The 20,835-nt window shown below is 55.4% G+C and carries 17 protein-coding genes; 10 read left to right on the top strand and 7 right to left on the bottom strand.

What is annotated here, in order from left to right; genetic code table 11:
* Positions 1 to 330: 330 nt before the first annotated feature.
* Positions 331 to 906 carry a GNAT family N-acetyltransferase gene (locus ACFFWD_RS16890; RefSeq protein ID WP_376967038.1) on the bottom strand — a complete coding sequence of 192 codons (576 nt, stop codon included), beginning with the start codon at positions 904 to 906 and terminating at the stop codon, positions 331 to 333.
* A gap of 849 nt (positions 907 to 1,755) precedes the next feature.
* Between ACFFWD_RS16890 and ACFFWD_RS16885 the strand changes: the two genes are divergently transcribed.
* Entirely contained in the window at positions 1,756 to 2,013 is a 258-nt protein-coding gene (locus ACFFWD_RS16885) for a hypothetical protein (RefSeq protein ID WP_376967036.1), read from the top strand.
* 550 nt (positions 2,014 to 2,563) lie between these two features.
* On the opposite strand, the gene ACFFWD_RS16880 is transcribed toward ACFFWD_RS16885, so the two are convergent.
* Complete coding sequence (locus ACFFWD_RS16880) at positions 2,564 to 2,770, bottom strand: cold-shock protein (RefSeq protein ID WP_376967035.1); 207 nt, start codon at positions 2,768 to 2,770, stop codon at positions 2,564 to 2,566.
* 803 nt (positions 2,771 to 3,573) lie between these two features.
* On the opposite strand from ACFFWD_RS16880, the gene aepX reads away from it, so the two are divergent.
* The 8 genes from aepX to ACFFWD_RS16840 all read left to right on the top strand — a co-directional run bounded on the left by aepX (position 3,574) and on the right by ACFFWD_RS16840 (position 12,091).
* Positions 3,574 to 4,440, top strand: coding sequence for a phosphoenolpyruvate mutase (aepX, locus tag ACFFWD_RS16875; RefSeq protein WP_376967042.1), 867 nt, complete (start codon positions 3,574 to 3,576; stop codon positions 4,438 to 4,440).
* 447 nt (positions 4,441 to 4,887) lie between these two features.
* Entirely contained in the window at positions 4,888 to 5,685 is a 798-nt protein-coding gene (locus tag ACFFWD_RS16870) for a phosphocholine cytidylyltransferase family protein (RefSeq protein WP_376967033.1), read from the top strand.
* Positions 5,686 to 5,698: 13 nt separating this feature from the next.
* Positions 5,699 to 6,310, top strand: a complete 612-nt coding sequence (locus ACFFWD_RS16865; RefSeq protein WP_376967031.1) for a CDP-alcohol phosphatidyltransferase family protein — start codon at positions 5,699 to 5,701, stop codon at positions 6,308 to 6,310.
* Between the two features lie 28 nt (positions 6,311 to 6,338).
* Complete coding sequence (locus ACFFWD_RS16860; protein ID WP_376967029.1) at positions 6,339 to 7,118, top strand: class I SAM-dependent methyltransferase; 780 nt, start codon at positions 6,339 to 6,341, stop codon at positions 7,116 to 7,118.
* 175 nt (positions 7,119 to 7,293) lie between these two features.
* Positions 7,294 to 8,145, top strand: a complete 852-nt coding sequence (locus tag ACFFWD_RS16855) for a DMT family transporter (RefSeq protein ID WP_376967027.1) — start codon at positions 7,294 to 7,296, stop codon at positions 8,143 to 8,145.
* 231 nt (positions 8,146 to 8,376) lie between these two features.
* Complete coding sequence (locus ACFFWD_RS16850; RefSeq protein WP_376967025.1) at positions 8,377 to 9,516, top strand: aminotransferase-like domain-containing protein; 1,140 nt, start codon at positions 8,377 to 8,379, stop codon at positions 9,514 to 9,516.
* 19 nt (positions 9,517 to 9,535) lie between these two features.
* A complete protein-coding gene (gene ilvE / locus ACFFWD_RS16845) occupies positions 9,536 to 10,450 on the top strand; it encodes a branched-chain-amino-acid transaminase (RefSeq protein ID WP_376967023.1) in 915 nt (304 codons plus the stop codon).
* Between the two features lie 1,179 nt (positions 10,451 to 11,629).
* The gene (locus ACFFWD_RS16840) at positions 11,630 to 12,091 is read left to right on the top strand and encodes a GNAT family N-acetyltransferase (protein ID WP_376967021.1); all 462 of its coding nucleotides are present in this window, start codon (positions 11,630 to 11,632) and stop codon (positions 12,089 to 12,091) included.
* Positions 12,092 to 12,239: 148 nt separating this feature from the next.
* Here the strand turns inward: ACFFWD_RS16840 and ACFFWD_RS16835 are convergent, their stop codons facing one another.
* From ACFFWD_RS16835 to ACFFWD_RS16815, 5 genes are all read right to left on the bottom strand, one after another.
* Positions 12,240 to 13,361: a bifunctional UDP-sugar hydrolase/5'-nucleotidase gene (locus ACFFWD_RS16835; RefSeq protein ID WP_376967019.1), complete on the bottom strand. Its 1,122-nt coding sequence runs from the start codon at positions 13,359 to 13,361 to the stop codon at positions 12,240 to 12,242.
* A 249-nt stretch (positions 13,362 to 13,610) separates the two neighbouring features.
* The gene (locus tag ACFFWD_RS16830; RefSeq protein WP_376967017.1) at positions 13,611 to 14,870 is read right to left on the bottom strand and encodes an extracellular solute-binding protein; all 1,260 of its coding nucleotides are present in this window, start codon (positions 14,868 to 14,870) and stop codon (positions 13,611 to 13,613) included.
* A gap of 25 nt (positions 14,871 to 14,895) precedes the next feature.
* Positions 14,896 to 15,987, bottom strand: a complete 1,092-nt coding sequence (locus ACFFWD_RS16825) for an aminotransferase-like domain-containing protein (RefSeq protein ID WP_376967015.1) — start codon at positions 15,985 to 15,987, stop codon at positions 14,896 to 14,898.
* 139 nt (positions 15,988 to 16,126) lie between these two features.
* The gene (locus ACFFWD_RS16820) at positions 16,127 to 17,611 is read right to left on the bottom strand and encodes an alkaline phosphatase family protein (protein WP_376967040.1); all 1,485 of its coding nucleotides are present in this window, start codon (positions 17,609 to 17,611) and stop codon (positions 16,127 to 16,129) included.
* A 263-nt stretch (positions 17,612 to 17,874) separates the two neighbouring features.
* Positions 17,875 to 18,474 carry a hypothetical protein gene (locus ACFFWD_RS16815; protein WP_376967013.1) on the bottom strand — a complete coding sequence of 200 codons (600 nt, stop codon included), beginning with the start codon at positions 18,472 to 18,474 and terminating at the stop codon, positions 17,875 to 17,877.
* 571 nt (positions 18,475 to 19,045) lie between these two features.
* Here ACFFWD_RS16815 and ACFFWD_RS16810 point away from each other — a divergent pair.
* Positions 19,046 to 20,635 (top strand): carbohydrate porin, encoded by a 1,590-nt coding sequence (locus ACFFWD_RS16810; protein WP_376967011.1) that lies wholly within the window; start codon positions 19,046 to 19,048, stop codon positions 20,633 to 20,635.
* The last annotated feature ends 200 nt before the right edge of the window (positions 20,636 to 20,835 follow it).

Genomic DNA, 20,835 nt, shown 5'->3' with positions numbered 1-20,835 from the left:
ACACCCGCCTCGATACGCCGCCTATCTCATTCCGTCATCACCCAGATTCCCGCATAGCTCACAGCGAATCGGAGTTAACCCTTGCTTTCTTGATGGGCTGAGCATTTTTCGGTGCGTCAGCCCTGTCCTCTCAGGCCGCCCCCCAGGGGGACGGATCTTTTTCGCTTGCGAGATCTCTGAATTCGCCCGAGGCGAAGATGCCGACGATACCTCGGTTTGATAGGTTCTCCCGAGAGTCGCAATATTCTACTATTGCCGATCGTAAGCGACCCATTTTGGAATGTGCGCTGTATTTGCGTGACCGCAACGTCGTTAACTGCGCCACGATGCTCATGCAAATCTTGCAGCAGGCGATTCCGGGATGCGGCGGCATGGTGCATGTCGTCGCCGAGGATCTAACCGCGATCGGCCCACAAGGTTGTTACCTTGGGCTCGTGAGCTAGCTAGACCGTGCAACGGCAACTTGAGGCGTGGGCCGATCTCTGCAAAGCCCGCCTTCAAGTACAAGGCTGAATTGGGGCTCCGGCTCCACACCGGTTGCTTGGGCGCCCCCACTTCAAGCTGGCTCCAGCCTTTTACCGTCCCGAGGCCTACGGCGGCCTCAATGAGGCGCATCGCGACCCCAGACGATCGCTGATCCGGTACAACGTAGAGTTCGGTGATAATGCCGTAGGTTCCGTGCGCAAATAGGGACGCGCTTTCCGACAACATGATGATGCCCACAGGGCGTTTCTCGGCGCAAGCGAGAAACCCTGAGATGCGCTCTTTCATGGCGAGCAGGTCGGCAACTAGCTGGGTATCCAGCTTGGCCTGCACGTGGCCAGCCCCAAGTTCGGCAAGTAGGGCGCCAACCATCTGGGCCACCGTTGTGGCGTCGTCGACAGACACTTCACGCGTGGTCACCATGTCACATCCTCCTCCAACCTTAACCTACCTGGCAGCTTCGGGCAGCGAAGCTTCCGCAACATACAACCACGCGTTGATACACCCCCATAGTGAACCTTAGATGACGCTTCAAATCACGTCTCTTGGAGGCGATAAATGTTCGTGTCGCTCCTGGCTGAAAGGATAGCCAGAAGCTCGAAAGTGAGCGCGGCTGACTGCCAACTAGCGAACGGACTCGCGAATTTAGACCTACTCTCAGGTAAGCGAATTTGATCGGATTGTTGTTGGCGATCGTCGCATTGTTCCCTCAAGAATTGCGCCTGCATTCAGACGAGCGAGGACTTGAGGCAGGCAACATCACGCAATCACGCCGCTCGAGACGAGCGAGTAATCAAGGTATTGGCTTGGAAGAGCTGAAGAGATCCCAGCGCCGTTCACGTCGGAGCGTTTAGGCCGACTCACCGAAAGGACACAAACACATCATCGAAACGTTCTGCATCACTGATCCACTCATGTTGTCGAACAAGTTGCTGCGCACAAGCGGCCCTGGTCATGCGTCATTGTCTCACACCTAATTCTCTCAGAAATATTTCGGATGCGCGAGCCCAAGACGAACTCTTTTTTGTCGCGTGAAGATAATCACTTTCCATAGTTTCTCGCACCACGCGATGTTTGCTGTTGCGTGGTGATCAAATCCGGAAACCGAGGATTTCGAGAAGTGCTTCTATGATGCTGGCTGCGGTGACGAGACCATCTCTTTTCAAGAGGGCCACATACTCGTGGACTTTGCTCGTGAGGCTGAGTCTATCAGCAAAGCGATTATATCGGCCGTTCACAATGTTGAGAAGGCCGGGGCTAAAGTGGAGAGAGTTGAGCCTGATCCACCTGCGAGTCTCCGATATTGCCGCACGCACGGGTATGACGCGCGCGGCAATGACTCACTACTCAAAGGGCCAGGGAAGCAAGAAATTCCCATCGCCAGTTGCGCGAGTTACTTCGGACAGCCCGCTATGGGACTGGACCACCGTTGCCAAATGGCTGGTCCAAAACGAAAAGCTCTCGCCAGAGGCTGCTATTGAGGCCGAGGCCGTCAGGATAGCCAATGCCGCAATCCGCAAAGCAGCTTGAGCGATTACGAAAAGACTCTAGAGGTCGCTTAGTGGACAATCTCCCAAAGCATGTACTGCCCCGGTCCTTGGGATTCTGGCCTAGCGCAACGGAACGGCATCGGGACCAACGGCAAAGTGCCGCCGCGCACCTCAACGACTGTGACGTCGGCGAAATTAGCTTCGCGATGGAGCATCGAAACAAGGTAGTTGCGCGCCCAGTAGTTCAAGGTGCGCTTGCGCAGCTCCTTTCCCTTTCAGAGTGGCACAGTGTAGCGCCCATGCGTCAAGAACGCCGCCAGCGAACCGGGACTTCACCCGATCCCGAGCCGATCCATCCGGATCGGTCGCGTTGGCATATGCCGTCCGCATTGCCGCCGAGTAGACCCGGCGGCAATCCTCCAGGAATGTCCGATCCTCAGCCGCGCATTGGAATAGCAGAGAGACGGTCCGCTAGCCTGATCCGACTCGCAGAAGGGAAAGAGTCAATGTGCCCGAATAACGCAACGCGGGAAAACCTGCCAAACTAAAACACGCCGACAAACCTGGCATTCCTCAGAGCACGTGTCAGATTAGCCAATCCGGAGATTTTCGGCGGACATCCTGCCCGTACGACCGGCCTTCAGCTCGTAACTTACCCGGGCTCCCTCCGCAAGACCAGTGTGGCCAGCCTTTTCAACCGCACGGGTATGCACGAAAACGTCGGGCCCTCCATCGTCCGGCCTGATGAAGCCATACCCTTTGTTCGGATTGAACCACTTCACAATACCCGTTGCCACCGCACTAACTCCAAAGTGAACGCTTGCGATCTAACCAAGAGTTTCGCAGCCATCAAGGTCCGCGGCAAGAGTCGCACTACCAGCCTGAGTCCACCTCCCGCGCCCTCAATCGGTTTTCAGGCACGACGCTTACGGTGCCTGACGCGTCGCGGCGGCGCCGCAAGAAAAGGCGTCAGCTCGTTTGAGACCGTTTGCGCAGGCTTCCGGACTACCCGTGTGCCGCTCGCGACAGCTCGATCCAGCTGCACGAGGGGCGCAAGGAACTTTCCGGCCCTCCTCGGTGATGGTCCAAAGTCCTCGTAGTCACGGGTGATCTTCACAACAGGCATGGACCGCGGCGCTACTTTGTTGCGCCAGCGCATCGCTGACAAGCGGTCGTATACGTTTGCGGAAAATCACGATATTTGTCCAACTGGAATTCGCGTTCCGAAAGCTTAACAGTCCGAGGCCCCAGAAAGAGGCTTCGCGGACATCGCCCAATCTTAAAAACGCCCGAAGGGTTACAATCAACGACGCGACGGTCACTCGATCGGTGCACGGACCGGGCATCGTACGGTTTTCACTCTCCTAAGATCTTGTGGTCATTTGCACTTAGCTATGCTTCCTAAGCATCGATAGCGAGACGCAACATTCTTGTGGTCCGATCAACTACCAACTCTCGCAATTGATCGAGATGACAGAAACGTGTCACTACGAGTGATGAACGTCGGCCGGTCCACGCATAAGGAATTGGCATGCAAGACCAATCACAATCTGTCCTCGCTAACGGCCCTGGTCGAATTGCTGATTCCTCACTTGCCGAAATGCTGCGCGCTCAGGTCTGCTCAAGCGGCGCACTCTCGTTCCTCATGGAGGCGCATGACGGCCTCTCCGCCGCGATCGCCGAGCGCGCAGGTTTCAACGGTCTCTGGGCGTCGGGTCTGTCGATTGCCAGCTCTCTGGGCTACCGCGATGCTAGCGAAGCGTCATGGAGCCAACTCGTCGCCGCGGTCGAGCGGATTGTGGACGCGACCCAACTGCCTGTCCTGGTTGACGGGGATGGCGGCTTCGGCAATTTCAACAATGCGCGCCTCCTTGCCAGCAAGCTCCGTCAACGTGGCGCTGCGGGCGTCGCGCTTGAGGACAGCTGCTTTCCGAAGATGAACTCGCTTGTTGGCGACCGACACCCTCTCGCCGATATCGATGAATTCTCAGGCCGCTTGCGTGCGGTGAAGGACACAGCCGCGGACGACTTGGTCCTCGTGGCCCGGATCGAGGCGTTGATCGCCGGCCATGGAATGGACGAAGCACTATTGCGCGCTCATGCTTATGCCGACGCGGGAGCCGACGCGATCCTCATTCACTCGCGGCGGAGCACCGCGGACGAGATCCTTTCGTTCGTGCGCGCCTGGCAGAACAGGTTGCCGGTCGTAATCGTTCCAACGAAATATTATCGAACACCGGTCTCTACGTATCGTAGGGCTCGCATCTCCACCGTGATTTGGGCCAACCATTCCATGCGGGCTGCAATAGCGGCAATGCAGCATGTCTGCCGTCGCATCATCGCTGAGGAGAACACTGCGAGCATTGAGCCCAATATTGCGACGCTCGACGAAGTCCTTGAGCTGTTTAAGTATGACGAGCTCGCTAATGCGGAAGCCCGATATCTTCCTCATCGCCTACGGCAGTAACTTTTCATTCACACGGTAACTCTCGTTCTAAGGACTACCGCCATGCAACCATTTTCTCTACCGTCATGCTCCGCTGCACTTACCGCGGAAGCATTGGTTTGTGCTCCTGATACTGGACATCAGTGGTGGGAGCACTCCTACGCGGCCGACGTGTGCATCGCGATATCTCGCCCGATCTTCTCGCAATAGGCCACTCAGTCACCGACGGAGAGCTACCACCTCGCTTCTCCCTCCGCGAGAGGCCGACGCGGACGATGATTTGTCTTTCTTGAGTTGAGGGGTCCCTCTCCAAGGACTCTGGAGAAGACCTCTCGCCACAGCAGCAGCCATAAGCGACATTTTCGATCGGCGGAGAGCGCTTATGAAACCGGCCTGAGGCAGTTCGTCAAAGTCCTCAACGCCGTGAGAATGACGACACGATATCACGCGACGATGGAGGGGACTCGATTGACCACCAATGCTCCCAAGAACGCCGTCATTCTCGCCGCCGGCATTGGCTCTCGCCTGCGACCCCTGACAGGTCTTCGGCCAAAACCCCTCGTCGAAGTCAACGGCACACCGATCCTTCACAACGCCCTTCGAAACCTGGAGGCAGTCGGTGTCGAAGAGGTGACGATCGTCGTTGGCTACCGCAAGGACGCCATTCAATATGCCTGCGGCAGCCGCTTCGGCAGGCTTGAGATCAACTATGTCGAGTCCACAATCTTTGACCGCACCGGTAGTGCTTACTCGCTGTGGCTTGCGCGCGATGCCCTGCTTTCCGGAGACTGCTATCTTCTCGAAGGAGACGTCTTTTTCGAGGAGGATGCTCTGCGTTACCTGATGATGGCCAAAGCGACAGATGCCGCTGCAGTAGCCCCCTTCAATGCATTGATGGAAGGGTCGGCAGCTCTGTTGTCGGATGGCGGCTTCATTTCGGGATTCCGAATGAAACAAACCGCGGCAAGCCTGCTTGAGGACGGCCCGCGCCTCTTCAAGACTATGAACTTGTTGCGGTTCGCAGCTCCGACTCTCAGGTCCACGATCGTTCCCGCGCTCGACGACATCATCGGCTCCGGTGCAACGCGGGCATACACGGAGGAACTCCTTTCCTACTTGGTTGAACGACGCGGGCTGCAGCTTGCTGCGGTGCGATGCGACGATCTCAGGTGGTACGAGATCGATAGCACCGACGATCTGCGGATCGCGGAGAGCATGTTCGCGAACCGGACAGAACCGACGTCTGTCATCGCTACAGCGGAATAGCTGCGAGGATCAGATGCTTCGATATCTCCTCGACCCAGCCAACGCCATCACAATCCTCGGAATCCTGTTTTCGGGACTTGCGCTGCATGCGGTGCTTACTGGCCGACTAGAAATGGCCGTAGCGATTGGCCTATGGTCGATGTTGGCAGATCAGTTGGACGGGATTGTTGCGAAGAGAACTCCAAACCGGGGTTCAGACGTGGCAGAAATCGGTAAATGTCTTGATGGCCTCGGCGACGTGATCTATGGGGCAGTGATCCCAGCTGCCGTGATCATAGCGCTCGGAGAAGGAGCCCTGGTCGCAACTTCGCTAGGCATCTTGATGATTTGCGCCGGGGCTTTGCGGCTTAGCTACTTTAGTCGCTTCGGCCTGAGGGGCGGCTACTTTACCGGCATTCCACTTTCCTACGACGTGCCGCTTCTCGCCATCTTTTTCGTGACAAGGCAGTGGTTTCCTGCGGAAGTCTTCAATCCGGCGGTCATGATTTCGTTTTTCTTGCTGACCTGCCTGCACGTGAGCTCAATAAGAGTGCCTGCCCCTAGGCGCGCGATGTATTTGGTCATCACCGCCTTCAGCGCAGTTTCATCCGCCATTCTCGTTAGCCGGGCCATGACTTTCAACTAACACCGCGGTTCTGCGGAGGAGAATTTGTATGAGAAAAGTTGCGGCTCAGCCAACAGTTCGTTGGGGAGATTTCTCCCTCAGCGCAGCTGATTATGGTCAGAATCCCCCCTATTCGCACGTTGTTCTTTCCTCTCTTCTAAGAACGGTACGCGCTCAGTTTGACGCCGTGCGGATTGTCGAGCTCGGCGCCGGGACTGGCAATTTGCTAAGATCGTTCATTGAGAAGGATATTCACGGCTTTGCCGTCGAGCCGAACAGGGAGATGCGAGCAGTGGCGCGCTCGTTGGCCCCTGATGACACGCGGTTCGAATGGATCGAGGGAACGGCTGAAAAGGCTAATTTGCCGCCCCGGTCAGCCGCCTGGGTACTGCTCGGAAACGCGTATCAGTTCGTTCAACCCTCAGCAATGTTCAAAGAGACAAGTCGAATTCTTGTACCTGGTGGGTTCCTAACCATCATTTGGAACGTGCGACACCTCAAGAGAGACGCTCTACAGCGCTCTATCGAAGCGACTGCAAGGCAAATGGTCGGAGATCTGAAGCGAACAGGAAGCTCCGTTGCTGAGCTTATGGAAAACGTCGACACCAACGGTCGCTTCAATGAATACCTCTACATAGAGGCTAGTCATAAACAGGTATTTTCGCCCGAGCGCCTCCTCGCAAGTTGGAAAGCAAGTCACGACATTCCAAGCCAAGTCTCAGCCGAGATGTGGCACCACATCGTCAGTGAAATCGCCCATCTGATCCCAAAGCAAGACTCTATCGAGACCACTTGGCTCACCAGGGCGTGGACCTTTCAGGCTGCCTGACTTCCGGGTGATGATCCGTCACAACGTGATCAGCCAAAGAATGCAGACAACTGTACACGGAAGACAGAATAGCTCCAGATCTGAAATGTCGATGGTGGTCTGGGGACCAGTGATGATGATCAGAACTCTCGCAGTTACCTGGAGAACGTTTCCGCCAAATGTGCGAGGCCTATTCTTGATTGCTTTCTCAGCTCTTGCATTAGCCATCATGACCACAATGATCAAGATCGCCGGTGCGCGACTCCACGTGTTGGAAATACTATTCGTGCGGCAGGCCGTTATGATGGCCCTCATGCTCCCGACACTGCTGAAGAACCGTTTCGTTGCATTCTCAACAACAAATATGGGGCTCCAGCTGCTACGAATTCTCTTGTCGATTGTGGCAACGCTCAGCGGATTTACCGCGATTGTCCATTTGCAACTCTCCGACGCGATCGCTTTGAGTTTTTCCCGGACGTTTTTTGTCGCTATTTTCGCCTTCATCATTTTACACGAAATGATCACACCGCGGCGCTGGTTCAGTCTTTGTCTCGGCTTCATTGGAATACTTATTATTGCGCGCCCTTCTGCAATGGGTGTAAATTTGTACACAGTACTGGGGCTGTGTTCCGCCGCGACCGTTGGCCTCACTTTCGTCATCGTGCGAAAGCTTTCCGAGCAGGAAACGCTGGCGACCGTGCTGACCTACCAAGCTTTCGGTGTTGGTGCTGCGCTGCTGATACCAGCGCTGTCTGCCTGGCAGACTCCGACCCCTGTAGAGTGGTTATTTCTCATTCTTGCGGCTCTGATGTCTGTGCTCGCACAAAGCCTGGCTTTTGTCGGATTTCGGGTTGGCGAGATCACCGCCGTCACCTCATCAGACTATCTTCAGCTTGGGTTTGCGGTTTTGATAGACATCATAGTATTCGGCAGAATGCCCCAGCACCAAACATTGACCGGTGTCGGCGTGATCATCGCGGCATCCGTTTACGCTCTTTATTCTGAAAGACGACCTGCGACTACAGCCGTCAAGTCAGGCAAGGGATGATCTCCATCATTTTCTGCTTTGATGATTGCCCATGTCGCACTGACGGATACGGCGTCTAGCTACGACAGAGCGCAGGAGTGATGAAATTCGCAACCCCGTACTCTCGAGACTCGAATGCATAACGCGAGCCAATATCGCGAGGAACAAGCCGCACATCAAATGCGGCAGACTCTACTCCGAAATAGCGCGCTGCCTGAAAGCCAGCACACGCCACCGAAAAAGGATAGACGGATGCCGAAGGTATTGAACAATATAAAGCAGCTGGCCGACGCAAACTCGCCAATCGATATGACGCGGACAATGGCGCCGGACGTGCCTAGTTTTCGTGAATATATTATCGAAGGACTGGGTCAAATCGCAGCTCTTCCGGAATTGTCAGGCATAGTACAGCGGCATCGCTTTCATGGAAGCACACAGGATAAAGCAGTTGCGGCTCAATGGCTCGGGAGGCGCCTTGGCTCCGCGCCTGACCCGCCACGCCTACTTCTGACGGGCGGCACTCAAAACATTCTCATGATACTGTTCTCTCGCCTGGTCCCTAAAGGGTCTGTAATCGCGGCGGAGAAGCTAACATATGCTGCAATCGGACAGCTTGCGATGCTGGCAGGCGTATCGGTCTTGCCGGTCGATATAGATAGCGATGGACTGCGGGCAGATGCGCTGGAGGAGATTTGCAGGTCGCACAGGGTTGCCGTTGCGTATACAAACCCAACCAACCACAATCCGACGACGTCGATCATGTCCACCGAGCGCCGCCAAAGTATCGCCGACGTCGCTCGCAGGTATGGTGTGGCTCTCATTGAGGACGACGTCCACGGGTTTATCACCAAGCATGCACCCCCTCCTATTGCGACGATAGCACCTGAGCTCACCTGGTATATGATGACTGTGTCGAAATGTTTGGGAATCGGGCTTCGAGCCGCATATCTCGTTGCTCCAAACGCAGACAAGCTTGCGCAACTTCTGGCTTGCATTCCAAGTGTCTCGACATGGTTTGTCCCCGGATTATCGGCGGCGCTCATTACGAATTTGATTGAAACGGGAGCCGCGGAGGAGATCGCCCGAAGCATTTCGGTTGAAGTAGGGTTGCGGCAGGCGATTGCCCAAGAGATTCTTGGGCCATTGAAGGGTATGCACACCAACAACTCTTCTTTGCATGTATGGCTGGATTTGCCGCATGCGTGGACAATTGAAGACTTTGTCAATGCGGCTGCCAAGGCAGGCGTGACCCTTCGTCATCCTAATGTTTTCGCAGTTCCAGGAACTGAAGTCAAAAGCAACATTCGTCTCTCCTTGGTCGCGCCTGCAAGACACTCAGACTTACGAGAGGGACTCTTCAGAATTGCAGGTTTACTCCAGTCACGGCTGTAACATGGCAGGAGATCCCAGAATGCCATCCGCAGAGTTCGCATGTTTGAATGGAAAGATAGTACCGTGGAATGATGCTAGGGTTCATGTATTTTCACCCGTCGCAAAGTACGGCATCGGCGTCTTTGAGGGAATACGGGGGTATTGGAATGAATGTGAGGAACAGCTTTTCCTGTTCCGGCTTGACGAGCATTTGGAAAGGTACGCCTTCTCGCAGAAGGCGATGCGGTTCGATGAGGGTCCATCTAGCCGGGAATTGATGCAAGCTCTTATCGCTCTTTGTCGCGCAAACCAATTCTGCACCACCGTTCACATTCGGATGATGGCTTTCGTCGATGGGTTGGGAGAGATGAGTGCAACCGGACCTGTTGGAACCGCCATTACTGCCCTTCCCCGTGTAACAACGAGACAGGTTGGTAGAGGTGCATCTGCTCAAATCAGCTCCTGGATGCGAATGCCGGACAGTGCCATGCCGGCACGGATCAAATGCAATGCGAACTATCACAACTCCCGACTGGCACTCATGCAAGCCAAGCTCGATGGGTATGACGTTGCGTTTCTCCTAAATTCGAGAGGCAAACTTGCTGAAGCGCCAGCGATGTGCGTGTTCCTTCTTCGACATGGACACCTGGTGACTCCAAGTGGGAGCAATGACATATTGGAGTCTATCACAAGACGAACCGTAATTGAGATAGCGGAGGAATATCTGCACCTGAAGACAGTTGAGCGCGACGTGGACCGAACCGAATTGCTTCTTGCGGATGAGGTATTTTACTGCGGCACCGGCGCCGAGATAGCTCCCGTGACTTCCGTTGACCGGATCTCGGTCGGTTCTGGCAAGCCGGGTGCGGTAACAACCGAACTGCGGAAAATTTACCTCTCTATCGCCATGGGCGAGACAAAAGATCATTCCGAATGGAGAACAGCAGCGTATTGAGATCAGCTCGGAAAAGCGCTTTTTCATCTATCCCCGAGACCGGCGTGGCTGAGACCATGCGGTAGCGAGCGAGTTAGTAGGATACCGAATTCAATCGGACAGCTCGTACAGAAGCATTTCATTAGAGCTACCTGACCAGATTGTGCACCATAGCCTGCGATACTCGGACATGTACTTCCATTGGCCATCACCCTCTCTGGCGCAGTGCCAGTGCGATCTGGAAAATGGGCCTGCCAACGGCGATCGGCACGCCATCCGCTTCCCCAAGCAGAGTGAAGGACCGTCAGTTGCCCCTTCTTTAGCTTCAAGGCGACCGCAATGCGGCGAGAGCGGTGGCGCAGCCAACGGTGAACGACCGCAGCGTTCACGAGGCACAGAACCCTTTCACTCGATTTGGACTGGACGATGCTCCGCTTCGCCAGGAGTAAGTCAAGATGTCGGGCTCAATGCCGGGCAGAGCAAAACGTCCTGAGCGACGCTTTGCCGGCTGTCGAACGCGCGGGCATTTTTGAAGTTCCCAAGCAATGATCGAACATCCTGTAATTGTCTGACGTCTGCAACTTATGCGCAAGCACAAGCTACAGCGAGACGCAAGAATTTGCGACCCGGTCAACTACCACACCTAGTAATTGATCCAGGTACTCGAGGCATGTCACCGTTGATGAAAGTCGAGCCGGTCAAACGCACCTGCAAGGATTCGACATGCAAGAACAATCACAAGGTGTTTTCGGCAACGGCCCTGATCGATGTGCTGAATTATCACTTTTGGGAACTCTGCGCAGTCAAATCTGCTCAAACCGCGATCGTCCCTTCTTCATGGGAGCACATGATGGACTCTCCGGCGCGCGATCGCCGAGCGCGCCGGGGTGGAAATGCTTCTGAGCATCAGGCCAATAGATTGCGTACTCCCTTGGCTACCGCGATACGGCGAAGCATCATGGCTCCAACTCGTTAACTTGGTTGAGCCCATCGTGCGACGCAAGAGAATGGCATGTTATTGCCCATCAATTGCTCGGAGAAAGCTCCGCACCACGAAACCCAGTCGTCAAAGAGTACCCCTCGGGAGTTCGACGAGAGGTACTTTAGGGCTCGTGGCCCCGTAAACATCAAAGCGATACGTCAATTTCCGAGGACAGTGAGAACAGCATTCAACAAGCAATATTCCAGGGGAGCTTGCCGATGTTCTTCAACATCAGGGAAACCAGACTCGCTAATGTCGTCCTCGTGCGACATCATATTTTGAGGCCGCATCAAACGCCAGAGGAAACGATCTCTCGGGGGGATTTACATCCAGACGCGATTCATTTGGGCGCATACTCAGACGAGTCCTTGATCGGAGTTTTGTCGGCTGGACCAGAGCCATTTCCCCACAAGGAAGTTGCTCGTTGCTGGAGGCTTCGTGGATTCGCCGTCTATCCGGACTATCGCGGACGAGGCGTAGGAAGCGCCCTTGTAGAAGCAATCATTTCGCTGCTGAGGGCACGCGAGTGCTCCTTCGTGTGGGGGCTCGCGCGAGTGTCCGTGCTGGGACTCTATTCACGCGCAGGCTTTAGAACCTACGGCGAGGTATTTGATATAGGTCACGTCGGTCCACACTGCACCATCGTGTCCCAACTCAGGGAAAGCAATGTCGATCTTTGAGCATTACTATCCTCGGCCAACGCCGAAACCGCTGTCCCGTGCGCAAGTTCATGGTGTCGCCTCGGCAACCGGAATCAGATCACGAGTAGCTTCTGCGTCCTTAACCCAACGGCCGAGCCAAAAAAGGACGCGCGCAATGCTGCGATGATCACACTCGATATTGAGCTAGTATCCGGTTGCGATCCGCACGTCCAAGCACCGTACGCACCCCCTCGAAAATCGTCTCTCCGGACTGTTTCCACTTGAGCTCTCTGCCAACCGTCTCAGTAATGACGTGTGTTGCCGCTCCGCTGGTAGTGGCAATCGAAAGAATGTCACTACTCGATCGGGCTTTATGCATGGCCCACGCCCGAGAGCGGTGAGGACGATCAGTGTTCGTCAAGCTGCACAACTTACTTGCTTCAGCTTGAGTCACTTCGCTGGTGCAGATTTCGTGAGTGGTCCAAGGAGTTAATTGTGCGACCTGAAGCCGCGACACAGAGCCGGCTCCCAGAGACGCGAAAATTCCGTCCAACGCGGGCTGTCCACATGCAACGTAGGCAATGCTGAGATCTGCAGCTGTTGTCGCGAAAATACATTCCGCCATAAAAGCTGCTAAAGGTGCCTTTCCGCCCGAATATGCAGCGAGTGAGCAAGGCAGCGTACCAAGGACGTCATGCTTAGCCTCATTGATCAGGTGCGCCCCGAAGCCGTCCCATTCCTCCGAGCCTGTGACAGCCACGGCGGCCACTTTGGTGCAAACATCGCTGCTGCTGAAATCAAAATCGACCAGCGCTATCTCCGCGCCAAATGGCCACGGCTGCACGAATTTCATGCGCCCAATCGAGCCATAATATCGGCCGAGCGTATCGCCGCCAATAATGAGATCGACGGCCTTCTCCCATTCTTGAATTCTGGCAAACAGCCGCTGCGGCCGAGATTCATACATGTCGCCATTAAAGCCCCAATCTATTCCATCATGTAGGAGCACTACGACGACGCGAGCGCCGGCTCGCTTTAGCTCACTCGCTATCAGGGGTACGTTTGGTTCGACCGCTTGGACCGGAAGGGGATGGCGCCGATCAACCCTATAGTTGCTTGATGCGAGCAAGCTTGACGACGTCAGACCAATGAACCCAACATCGCCCGCGCTGGTCGGCAAAATCGTGGCTTTGCGCAGCGACACCTCGGCATTTGCACACAGCAACGGGTAGTTGAGGTCTTGCGCAACATTCTCGAGAAAGTCTTTGCCGTAGTCGAAGTCATGGTTTCCTGCGGCCGACACATCCAATCCGAGTTCGCATGATGCGTGAAAGCCTTCTCGACCTAGAGTCAGCCATTCAAGCGGACCGCCTTGGATGAAATCACCGCTATCGGCCCAAATTGACGGGCGACCGTCCCGAAGCCTAGACACTTCACGCCGTAGAGCCCGCCCGCCGGGCAGACTGCCGAATGAAGTTGGAATCGGAGAGTAGGCCCCATAAAAATCATGAGTGCAGAGGATTCTTATCGTTGTCACGGTTTCTCCTTCGGATTTGAGTTACCGAGCCAATGCTGCCGCCACCCTTGATTTCATTTCTTGCATCGCTTGTTCAGGGGTCGCCTTGAGCGTCATTACCTTTCGCAGGATGTCCTTGATGGTATTGAAGATCTTGATTGAATTTGGTCCTGGGAATGAATACCAGCTTGTCACCCGATCGCGATTAAGCAATGCGACCGCGAACAAAGGCTCGGACGAGTAAAAGCCTCCAAGCGAGTCTGGGTCGTTGATTACCTTCTCGTTGAAAGGAATCATTCCGGTACTCTTCACGATCATCGCCTGAGCCGATGGCATCATGGCGAATTTCAAGAACTTCCATGCTGCCTCGGCCTTTGCCGGATCTTTCGAGAACAACACCGCACTCAAGCCTGCAACGGGCAGGCGACCATCGGGTGACGGAAGCGGAAATGGGGCAACGCCTAGTGGAAAACGTCCGCCAATCTGCTTTTGGAATACTCCAATGCCCGAGCTGGCAGTGACGAGAGCTCCCAGTTTGCCGGCAGTGAAGGCCTGACGGGCTTGATCTCGCGACATATCCGCGCGCGCTTGGCCGGCTTCACCGATTTGTCGAATTAGCTCCAGAGCCCACAACCCTTGCTTGCTAGCAAAGGCGACGTCGTTTGATGGCGTCGCCATTTGCCCTCCAGCGCTTTCGAGGAGAGCCAAGTACGTCCAATTTCCATTTGACTCATGGTCGAAGAACAACCCCATGTCGTCCTGATCGATGGCGGTAATTTTCCTGCCCAGATTGATAATTTCTGGCCACTCACTCGGAAATGCTTCAGGATCAGCGCCAGCCTTTGCGAGCAAGTTCTTGTTGTAGAGGATCACCGGCATCGATGCGGCCAGAGTTAAACCATATTCATGCCCGTCAATGCGCCCGGTATCCGCTGCTGCGGAACTATAGCTTACATCCCGCCATTCCCGATCCGTCGACATGAACTGACCGAGATCGACGGCGTAACCGCGCTCGACGAACACTCTAATCTGATTACTGCCGGTGAGAGTTATATCAGGCAGATCTCCCGTAATAGCCTGGCGCAATGTTTGCTCAGTCAAAGATTCAAAATCCCGATTCTGCGCTTCAATCTTGACCGTGATTTCCGGATGCTGCTTTTTAAATTGCGCCGCGAGTTCTTGAAACATTGGCGTCCACGCCGCCGGAGCAGCCGTGACGCGGATGACATGTTGGGCATTGGCCGGTGAAGCCGCACCAGACAGGCCAACGAAAATACTAGTAATAAGGAGTGCGTGACGCATGGTGACGTTTCGCCATTGGAAAAGATCAGATTAAGCTTGAGAGTGTTTGAAGGGCTGTCTCCAGCTCTTCGCGTGACGAAGGACCGCCTAGGCATATACGTACTGAGTTCGTTGGGCGGTCTGGCGTTGCACTAAAGATTGATGCAGCGCCGAGGCAAATGCCTTCACGACGCGCAGCAAGCAGAAGATCGGACGCGGTCCGATACATCGGAAGGCGAAGCCAGATATTTAATGCCCAAGGCTTGGTGACGATGTCGAACTCGTTAAGCAACCTTGTAGCGATGAATTGCCGCGCGACCACTTCCTCGCGCACGGTCGCAAGCACCCGCTTTGCTGTTCCATCAGTGATCCAGTGCGCAATGATTTCAGCCGATACTGGAGATGGAATCCATGTTGTTGTCGATCTAAATCGCCTTATGAAGTCGCGAGCACCTTGGGAATTAGGCGCTACAATGTAGCCGAGACGAAATCCTGGGCTTAAAGTCTTTCCAACGCCGGTAACATACCAGGCATTTGAGGGGGTGATGCAAGCAAACGGCGGCGGAGCCTCCGGTGCTAACATGCCGCAAATATCGTCCTCGATAATTGTCATCCCAAAATTCTCGGCAATGCGAGAAATGCTTTGCCGTCTGCCTAGGCCAAGGACGTGCGTCGTCGGATTGTGTAGGGTTGGCACCGTAAACAGAGCTTTCGGAGCATGAAGTTTGCAGATCTGCTCGAAAGTCTCTGGCACTATTCCTTCAGCATCGATCGGTGTTCCGATGACGCGTATCCCCAGCAGCCGTGGGATCTCCCAAGCAGCAAGCGCGCTGAGCTCTTCTGTGACGATGGTATCGCCTGGGTCTGCCAGTAACGAAAGCAGAAGAAGGACACCATTTTTCGCACCATTCGTTAGGACGATCCGACCATTTAGATCAATGTCGCCGAATCTGCCAGCAAGCCACTTGTTACCCGCAAGTTGGTCGGTTTCATTCTCCCCATAGCGATGATGGCGCATTACATCATCCAAGCGCTCGCTATGGGCAATTTGAAGCAAAGTCGAATGCAATGCGTCGCGGAATTCGACAGGCTGAGGCGGCAGGTTCCGGTCGAGATTGAATAGCGGATGTTCTTTCATTTACAGAAGTTCCTGTTTGCCGGTCGCTGATCGGGAATCTCTGGCAGCTCTTTCGACTTGTTTCTAATGCCGTTGGACGATTGATCTGAGACCGTCGTCTCCGATTGGCGTGCTACAAGCTAGTCTGCTGCCATTGTCATCAGCTTTCTGCAATTCCGCTCTCCACGTAACTGGTGCCGCCTACCGCTACGCGTCGGAGAACCTGCCGATAGCTCCCCAATCGCGCCTCGAAAGTCTCTCCGCGGACAGTCTGCTCTGAAGGCGTTGCGGTTCGGATGATCTCGTTGAGAACTCGACCAGACATGTTTGGTGGCGCGGCAAGCCCGAGCAGATGTAAGATGGTCGGCGCGAAATCGCAGATACCAGAGGGGATTCTCGAAGCAGAACTGTCTGACGCAAAGGCGGCCCCCGCGACGATGCCGACCGCCGCAAGCTCCTTCGGATGCAAGCCACCGTGAAGGCCAAGCCCAGCCTGGCGATCATTGTCATAGAAGGTGCCCCCTACGAGACCGAAGGGATCGATAGTATCGTCGGCACGGAAAGCAAAGGTGACGTCCGGCGCGCGGGCATGATCGGCAAACACAAGGTGGTTTGAGAGGCTTCCCGGGGCGATACCACTTACATCGTCCTTTGCGCGCGTGAACACTGGCCCACACCATGGCTCGGACGTAATGGTCGCAACCAAGCGCGCGACCTTCGCCTCATCCGGATCGGCGAGATAGAGAGCGCCAACTTGGCCAGGTACTACTACTACATCAACATTGGGCGCGGGTCCGATGCCAGGACTGAATCCGGCTCTACGCAGGTAGTCGGCCACAGAGATGCAACTATGGCCCGTGATGTGGCCATGGTCTGAGATCGCAAGGATCTGCACTCCTGCCCCTCGGCCCTCGGCCTCCCACCAGTCGACCACACGACCGAACTGACGGTCGCAATGGGTTATGATGGACCGGGTTGCCTCCGCTCCCGTTCCGTGAAAGTGGGAGGTAAAGTCCGGCTCGCCGTAGGAAAGAACTGTAACGTCTGGCCGAGATTGCGGCCAGACGACGTCGAGGAACGCCGTCGTGATCCAGTCCTGGCCAATGATGTCGGGCTCGGTGTTCGGCGGCGCCGGCGGCAAAGGCCCGACCCGCGCCTCGATCTCGGCGAGGACGTCGTCCGGCGTACAGGCTTCACGGAAATGGCCAGAGAGGCGCACATGGCCGAAATCCTCAGCCTTATGGTGGAAGAGGCGGGTCGTTCCTGGCGTATTGGTAGCGAGAACGGCGAGGCTTCGTCCGCTTGCCCCCAGTATCTCGCCCAGCGAGGGCGCCGAATAAAGCCGGCCGCCGCTATCGAGATCGAGCCGGCGCAGCAGAACTGCGTCGGAAGTATCGATGAAACGTGGCGGCCTTACGGAGCGGTCGACATATGCGTTCCCGACCATGCCGTGACGAACGGTAGTCGCCCCCGTGACGAGGCTCGGAAAGGCTGAGCGGGTCTCGCTCGGATAGACGGTGCGGTGGTTGGCAAGCGTCACCCCGGCCGCCTTCAGGCGACAAAGGTTGGGAGTCAGCTTCGGGCCAATGAGGTCCGGGCGCAAGCCATCAAAGCTAGCAATGAGGAAGCGGAGATCAGTTTTCATATGTTTCACGCGCAAAGCCTCGGGCAAACAAATCGATGTCGGTCGATACTCGGCCTTTTTGGCTCATATAGCTCCCCTACCATGGCGCCTGTCTCCGTCCGCACCTCCAGCTCCTCCGCGAAGGGCGCAGTGATAATGCGCCACTGATGTCACGAAACGGCCGGGCCGCCGTTGATCGAGACCAAGCATGCCGCATGTGGCAGGCTACCAGGATATGCGGCAGCTTCGACATCCACACCCGATCGCTCAAGGACGCAAGGAACTCACCGTCTGCTATCGACGATGAAACGCCACGCAAGAGAGACGTCGAGCCGCAACTCTTCTCGATACTTTTGATCATGACGGAAGCCATAGGCACTACTTCGACAGCGTGAAAACTTTGGCCAACATACGGCGATGTATGAGCACTTCAAAACTCGAATTGCCGCAGCCGGATGACATGCATCGAATAACTCGATGTCAATGCATCCAAGGAGCGATAGCGGTAAGGCATGCCAGAGGAGGAAGAGCCGTCGCTCGCTGCGGTGACCGCCCTGGTGGGAGATCGCTTGCCAACGGAGCATGACTGTGGCGGAAGAGGGCCTCGGTGCTGATTGGCTGCTGTAATAGCCCTCATCGGCCAGAACCTGCGGCTCGGCTTGAAGGGCGTCTTTTGCCGCCTTGGCCATCGCATGAAGCTGGCCGACCTCGCTTGCGACAATGAGCTTGTGCTTGTCGTCGACAACGGCCTGCACGTTGTAGCCTGCCACTCCCTGACCGCCCTTGACCAGAAGCCGGGCGTTCGGATCGGTCAGCGACAGTTGCGTCTCGCCACGGCCTTCCAGCTGGGCACGATCAGCTTGCGCGCGCGAGCGCTTGGCCATCAGCGCCGCGACCTTGGCGCCGACATCGCTGCCATCTCCACCCCCCTGTGAGATGCTGCCAATTCGGCGGCTACAAAGCAAACGGCTCGGTTGATGGAGTCAAAAAGAAATTGACGTCTCTTCGCGTGTTCGAGGAGCACCAGAAGCGTATCAGCTTGCTCCAACAGTCATCCCAAACTTTGAGAGCAGATGGATTCCGACAGGCGGCCCTCGTAGGCTTCGATCTTCAGAAAAAACTGGTCCGCTTGCTGGGGCACGCACCGCGCTCTGGGTCAGAGCCAAAATAGTCGAAAGTTGGACGCTGCCGCGTCGGTGCATAGACCAACTGGAAGGCGATACATTGAGCAATAGTACTTCGTGTCACAGCATCTCTTTCTCCCGCGGGGAGCACCACCAACCATCGAATACTGCAGGAGTTCACATCTAATTACTCGATGTCCTTCATTCCTCTGTTGCGGTCGGAATGCGATGCCTCACCTGTCAAAATCTTCGTTGTTATCGGAGGGGCGTTATGCGACTTGAGAGAAAGAACACCGATGTTGCAACCGTGCACGTTCGGCGAGGTTGTCAGATGAAATCGCTAAACTCGGCGCGTCCATCGACAGCGTCTGTTTTCAGCGTTCGACCAAGTACAAGACAAAGAGGGATTGTTGTCGCATTGTCCCTAGCCGCGAGTCTCGTCGGTGGCTCGGCGCTGGCGCAAGCTGCTAACGTGGCTAGCCCAAAAAGCGACACTGCGGATGAGGTTGCTAAAAGGACAGTTCAAAAGCGGACCGCCTCGGCGGCAAAATTCGGAGACCGCCGTGAAAAACGAGCAGCAAGTCTCGTTGGCAGCTCGGCGCTGGCGCAAAATATCAACACCCCGAACCCGAAAAGCGGGAGCGCGGATAAAGTTGCTAGAAGCAAAACCAAGGAGATCGCCCCATTCGCAAAATTCGAAAACCTTCGCATAAAAGGTATGTGGGTCAGCATACCTGGTCCCGCCGATACGGTAGATCAGGATAAAGGAGGCTTTAGATCTGCGCTGGCAGACGTCGGGATCGGCTACGTTGGCTGGACACAAAACAGCTTCGCAAACAATCTTCTGCCGAATGCGGCCAGAAGCACCATCGCCAATCAACTGTATAACGGCCAGAATCCCACTTTTAACACCGTGAATTACTTGTGGGTGACCTATGATCTCAGCCGATTTGGGATTCCCGATGGTCAGATCATCGTAGGGACCGAGCAGCAATCCTGGACATGGCAACCTGGGGGCCCAGATAGATGGGGAATCAGTACAATGGCCTATTATCAGACTTTCTTCGACAGGAAAGTCGAACTCAAGTTGGGCTATCTCGCAAATCAGAATGAGTTCGCAGGCACATTGGTCGGAGGAAACGCAGGAGCAAACGTTTTCGGGCCCTCATCCAATATTTTGTATCAAGGGGGCATGAGCAATAACCCTGCGCCGACGCCAGCTATCGACCTGAAATACAACTTTGACGAGCGCTTGTATAACAGAGCCACGATTCAGCGCTCTCTCAGTCCAGACGGTCAATTTACACAAGTAACCCAAAATCCCACCGGCTTAGATTGGAGCACGCCCAACGCGGGGCTACTTCTGCTCGATGAAGCTGGGTATCGGACCAAAGCTGCTGCTGGCTCACCCGACACGTGGCTACGGTCGGGCGTTGGTTTCAACAATAGCCACTACGTCAACTTGGCGAATCCCACACAACCAAGAGTCGATCAGAATAGCTTCTACTACGTCGCAGCGGACAGGCAACTCTGGCAGACTGATGTCCAGGGCACGGCATCTCGTGGCATCTATGGTGGATTCTCAGTCATGGGCGCCCCACCTGACCGAAACAAGGTCAGCCAGTATTATGAGCTTCGCGTGTATGCAAAGGGACTCTTTGACAGTCGGCCCAAGGATCAAATTGCTATCGTTGCCACTGATACTGTCTGGAGCAACTTTGCAGTGGCTGCTGCCGCGGCCAAAGGGAGTCTCGTACACCGCGACAGCAAAGCGATCTCAGGAACATATACCGCGCATCTTGCACCCGGAATATATCTCAACCTGGGAGTGTCCTATATTGATCACCCGACAAGCATTACATACACGCCACAGACGGGACATGCTCTGAATTTCTCGGCGTCCACAGCGGTGTTCTTCTAGCTCCGCACGCGATACGTGCTGATGGGCGCTGCGGAAGATCTCCGAAGCGCCCTGACAGCGACGCCAAAGCTGTTATCGCCTACAACCCAAGCTGGTCGGAATCCGAAGGGCCGTAGCGATGTCGGGACAGAGAGGCTACCCTAGTACCCGGAATCAGAGCTGAGTGATACGGCGGCCTTTGAAACGGCGTTGACGGACCC

The sequence above is a fragment of the Bradyrhizobium erythrophlei genome, from assembly GCF_042430365.1.
Taxonomy (GTDB): Bacteria; Pseudomonadota; Alphaproteobacteria; order Rhizobiales; family Xanthobacteraceae; genus Bradyrhizobium; species Bradyrhizobium erythrophlei.
The sequence above is the reverse complement of the archived record's forward strand: the minus strand, read 5'-3'. Positions and strand labels throughout refer to the sequence as shown.

What these genes read in the sequence shown, in the direction of transcription:
- ACFFWD_RS16830 (WP_376967017.1), bottom strand. Translation starts at nt 14,870, where the DNA reads ATGCGTCACGCACTCCTTATTACTAGTATTTTCGTTGGCCTGTCTGGT.
- ACFFWD_RS16865 (WP_376967031.1), top strand. Translation starts at nt 5,699, where the DNA reads ATGCTTCGATATCTCCTCGACCCAGCCAACGCCATCACAATCCTCGGA.
- aepX (WP_376967042.1), top strand. Translation starts at nt 3,574, where the DNA reads ATGCTGCGCGCTCAGGTCTGCTCAAGCGGCGCACTCTCGTTCCTCATG.
- ACFFWD_RS16820 (WP_376967040.1), bottom strand. Translation starts at nt 17,611, where the DNA reads ATGAAAACTGATCTCCGCTTCCTCATTGCTAGCTTTGATGGCTTGCGC.
- ACFFWD_RS16850 (WP_376967025.1), top strand. Translation starts at nt 8,377, where the DNA reads ATGCCGAAGGTATTGAACAATATAAAGCAGCTGGCCGACGCAAACTCG.
- ilvE (WP_376967023.1), top strand. Translation starts at nt 9,536, where the DNA reads ATGCCATCCGCAGAGTTCGCATGTTTGAATGGAAAGATAGTACCGTGG.
- ACFFWD_RS16825 (WP_376967015.1), bottom strand. Translation starts at nt 15,987, where the DNA reads ATGAAAGAACATCCGCTATTCAATCTCGACCGGAACCTGCCGCCTCAG.
- ACFFWD_RS16840 (WP_376967021.1), top strand. Translation starts at nt 11,630, where the DNA reads ATGTTCTTCAACATCAGGGAAACCAGACTCGCTAATGTCGTCCTCGTG.
- ACFFWD_RS16860 (WP_376967029.1), top strand. Translation starts at nt 6,339, where the DNA reads ATGAGAAAAGTTGCGGCTCAGCCAACAGTTCGTTGGGGAGATTTCTCC.
- ACFFWD_RS16810 (WP_376967011.1), top strand. Translation starts at nt 19,046, where the DNA reads ATGAAATCGCTAAACTCGGCGCGTCCATCGACAGCGTCTGTTTTCAGC.
- ACFFWD_RS16890 (WP_376967038.1), bottom strand. Translation starts at nt 906, where the DNA reads ATGGTGACCACGCGTGAAGTGTCTGTCGACGACGCCACAACGGTGGCC.
- ACFFWD_RS16815 (WP_376967013.1), bottom strand. Translation starts at nt 18,474, where the DNA reads ATGGCCAAGCGCTCGCGCGCGCAAGCTGATCGTGCCCAGCTGGAAGGC.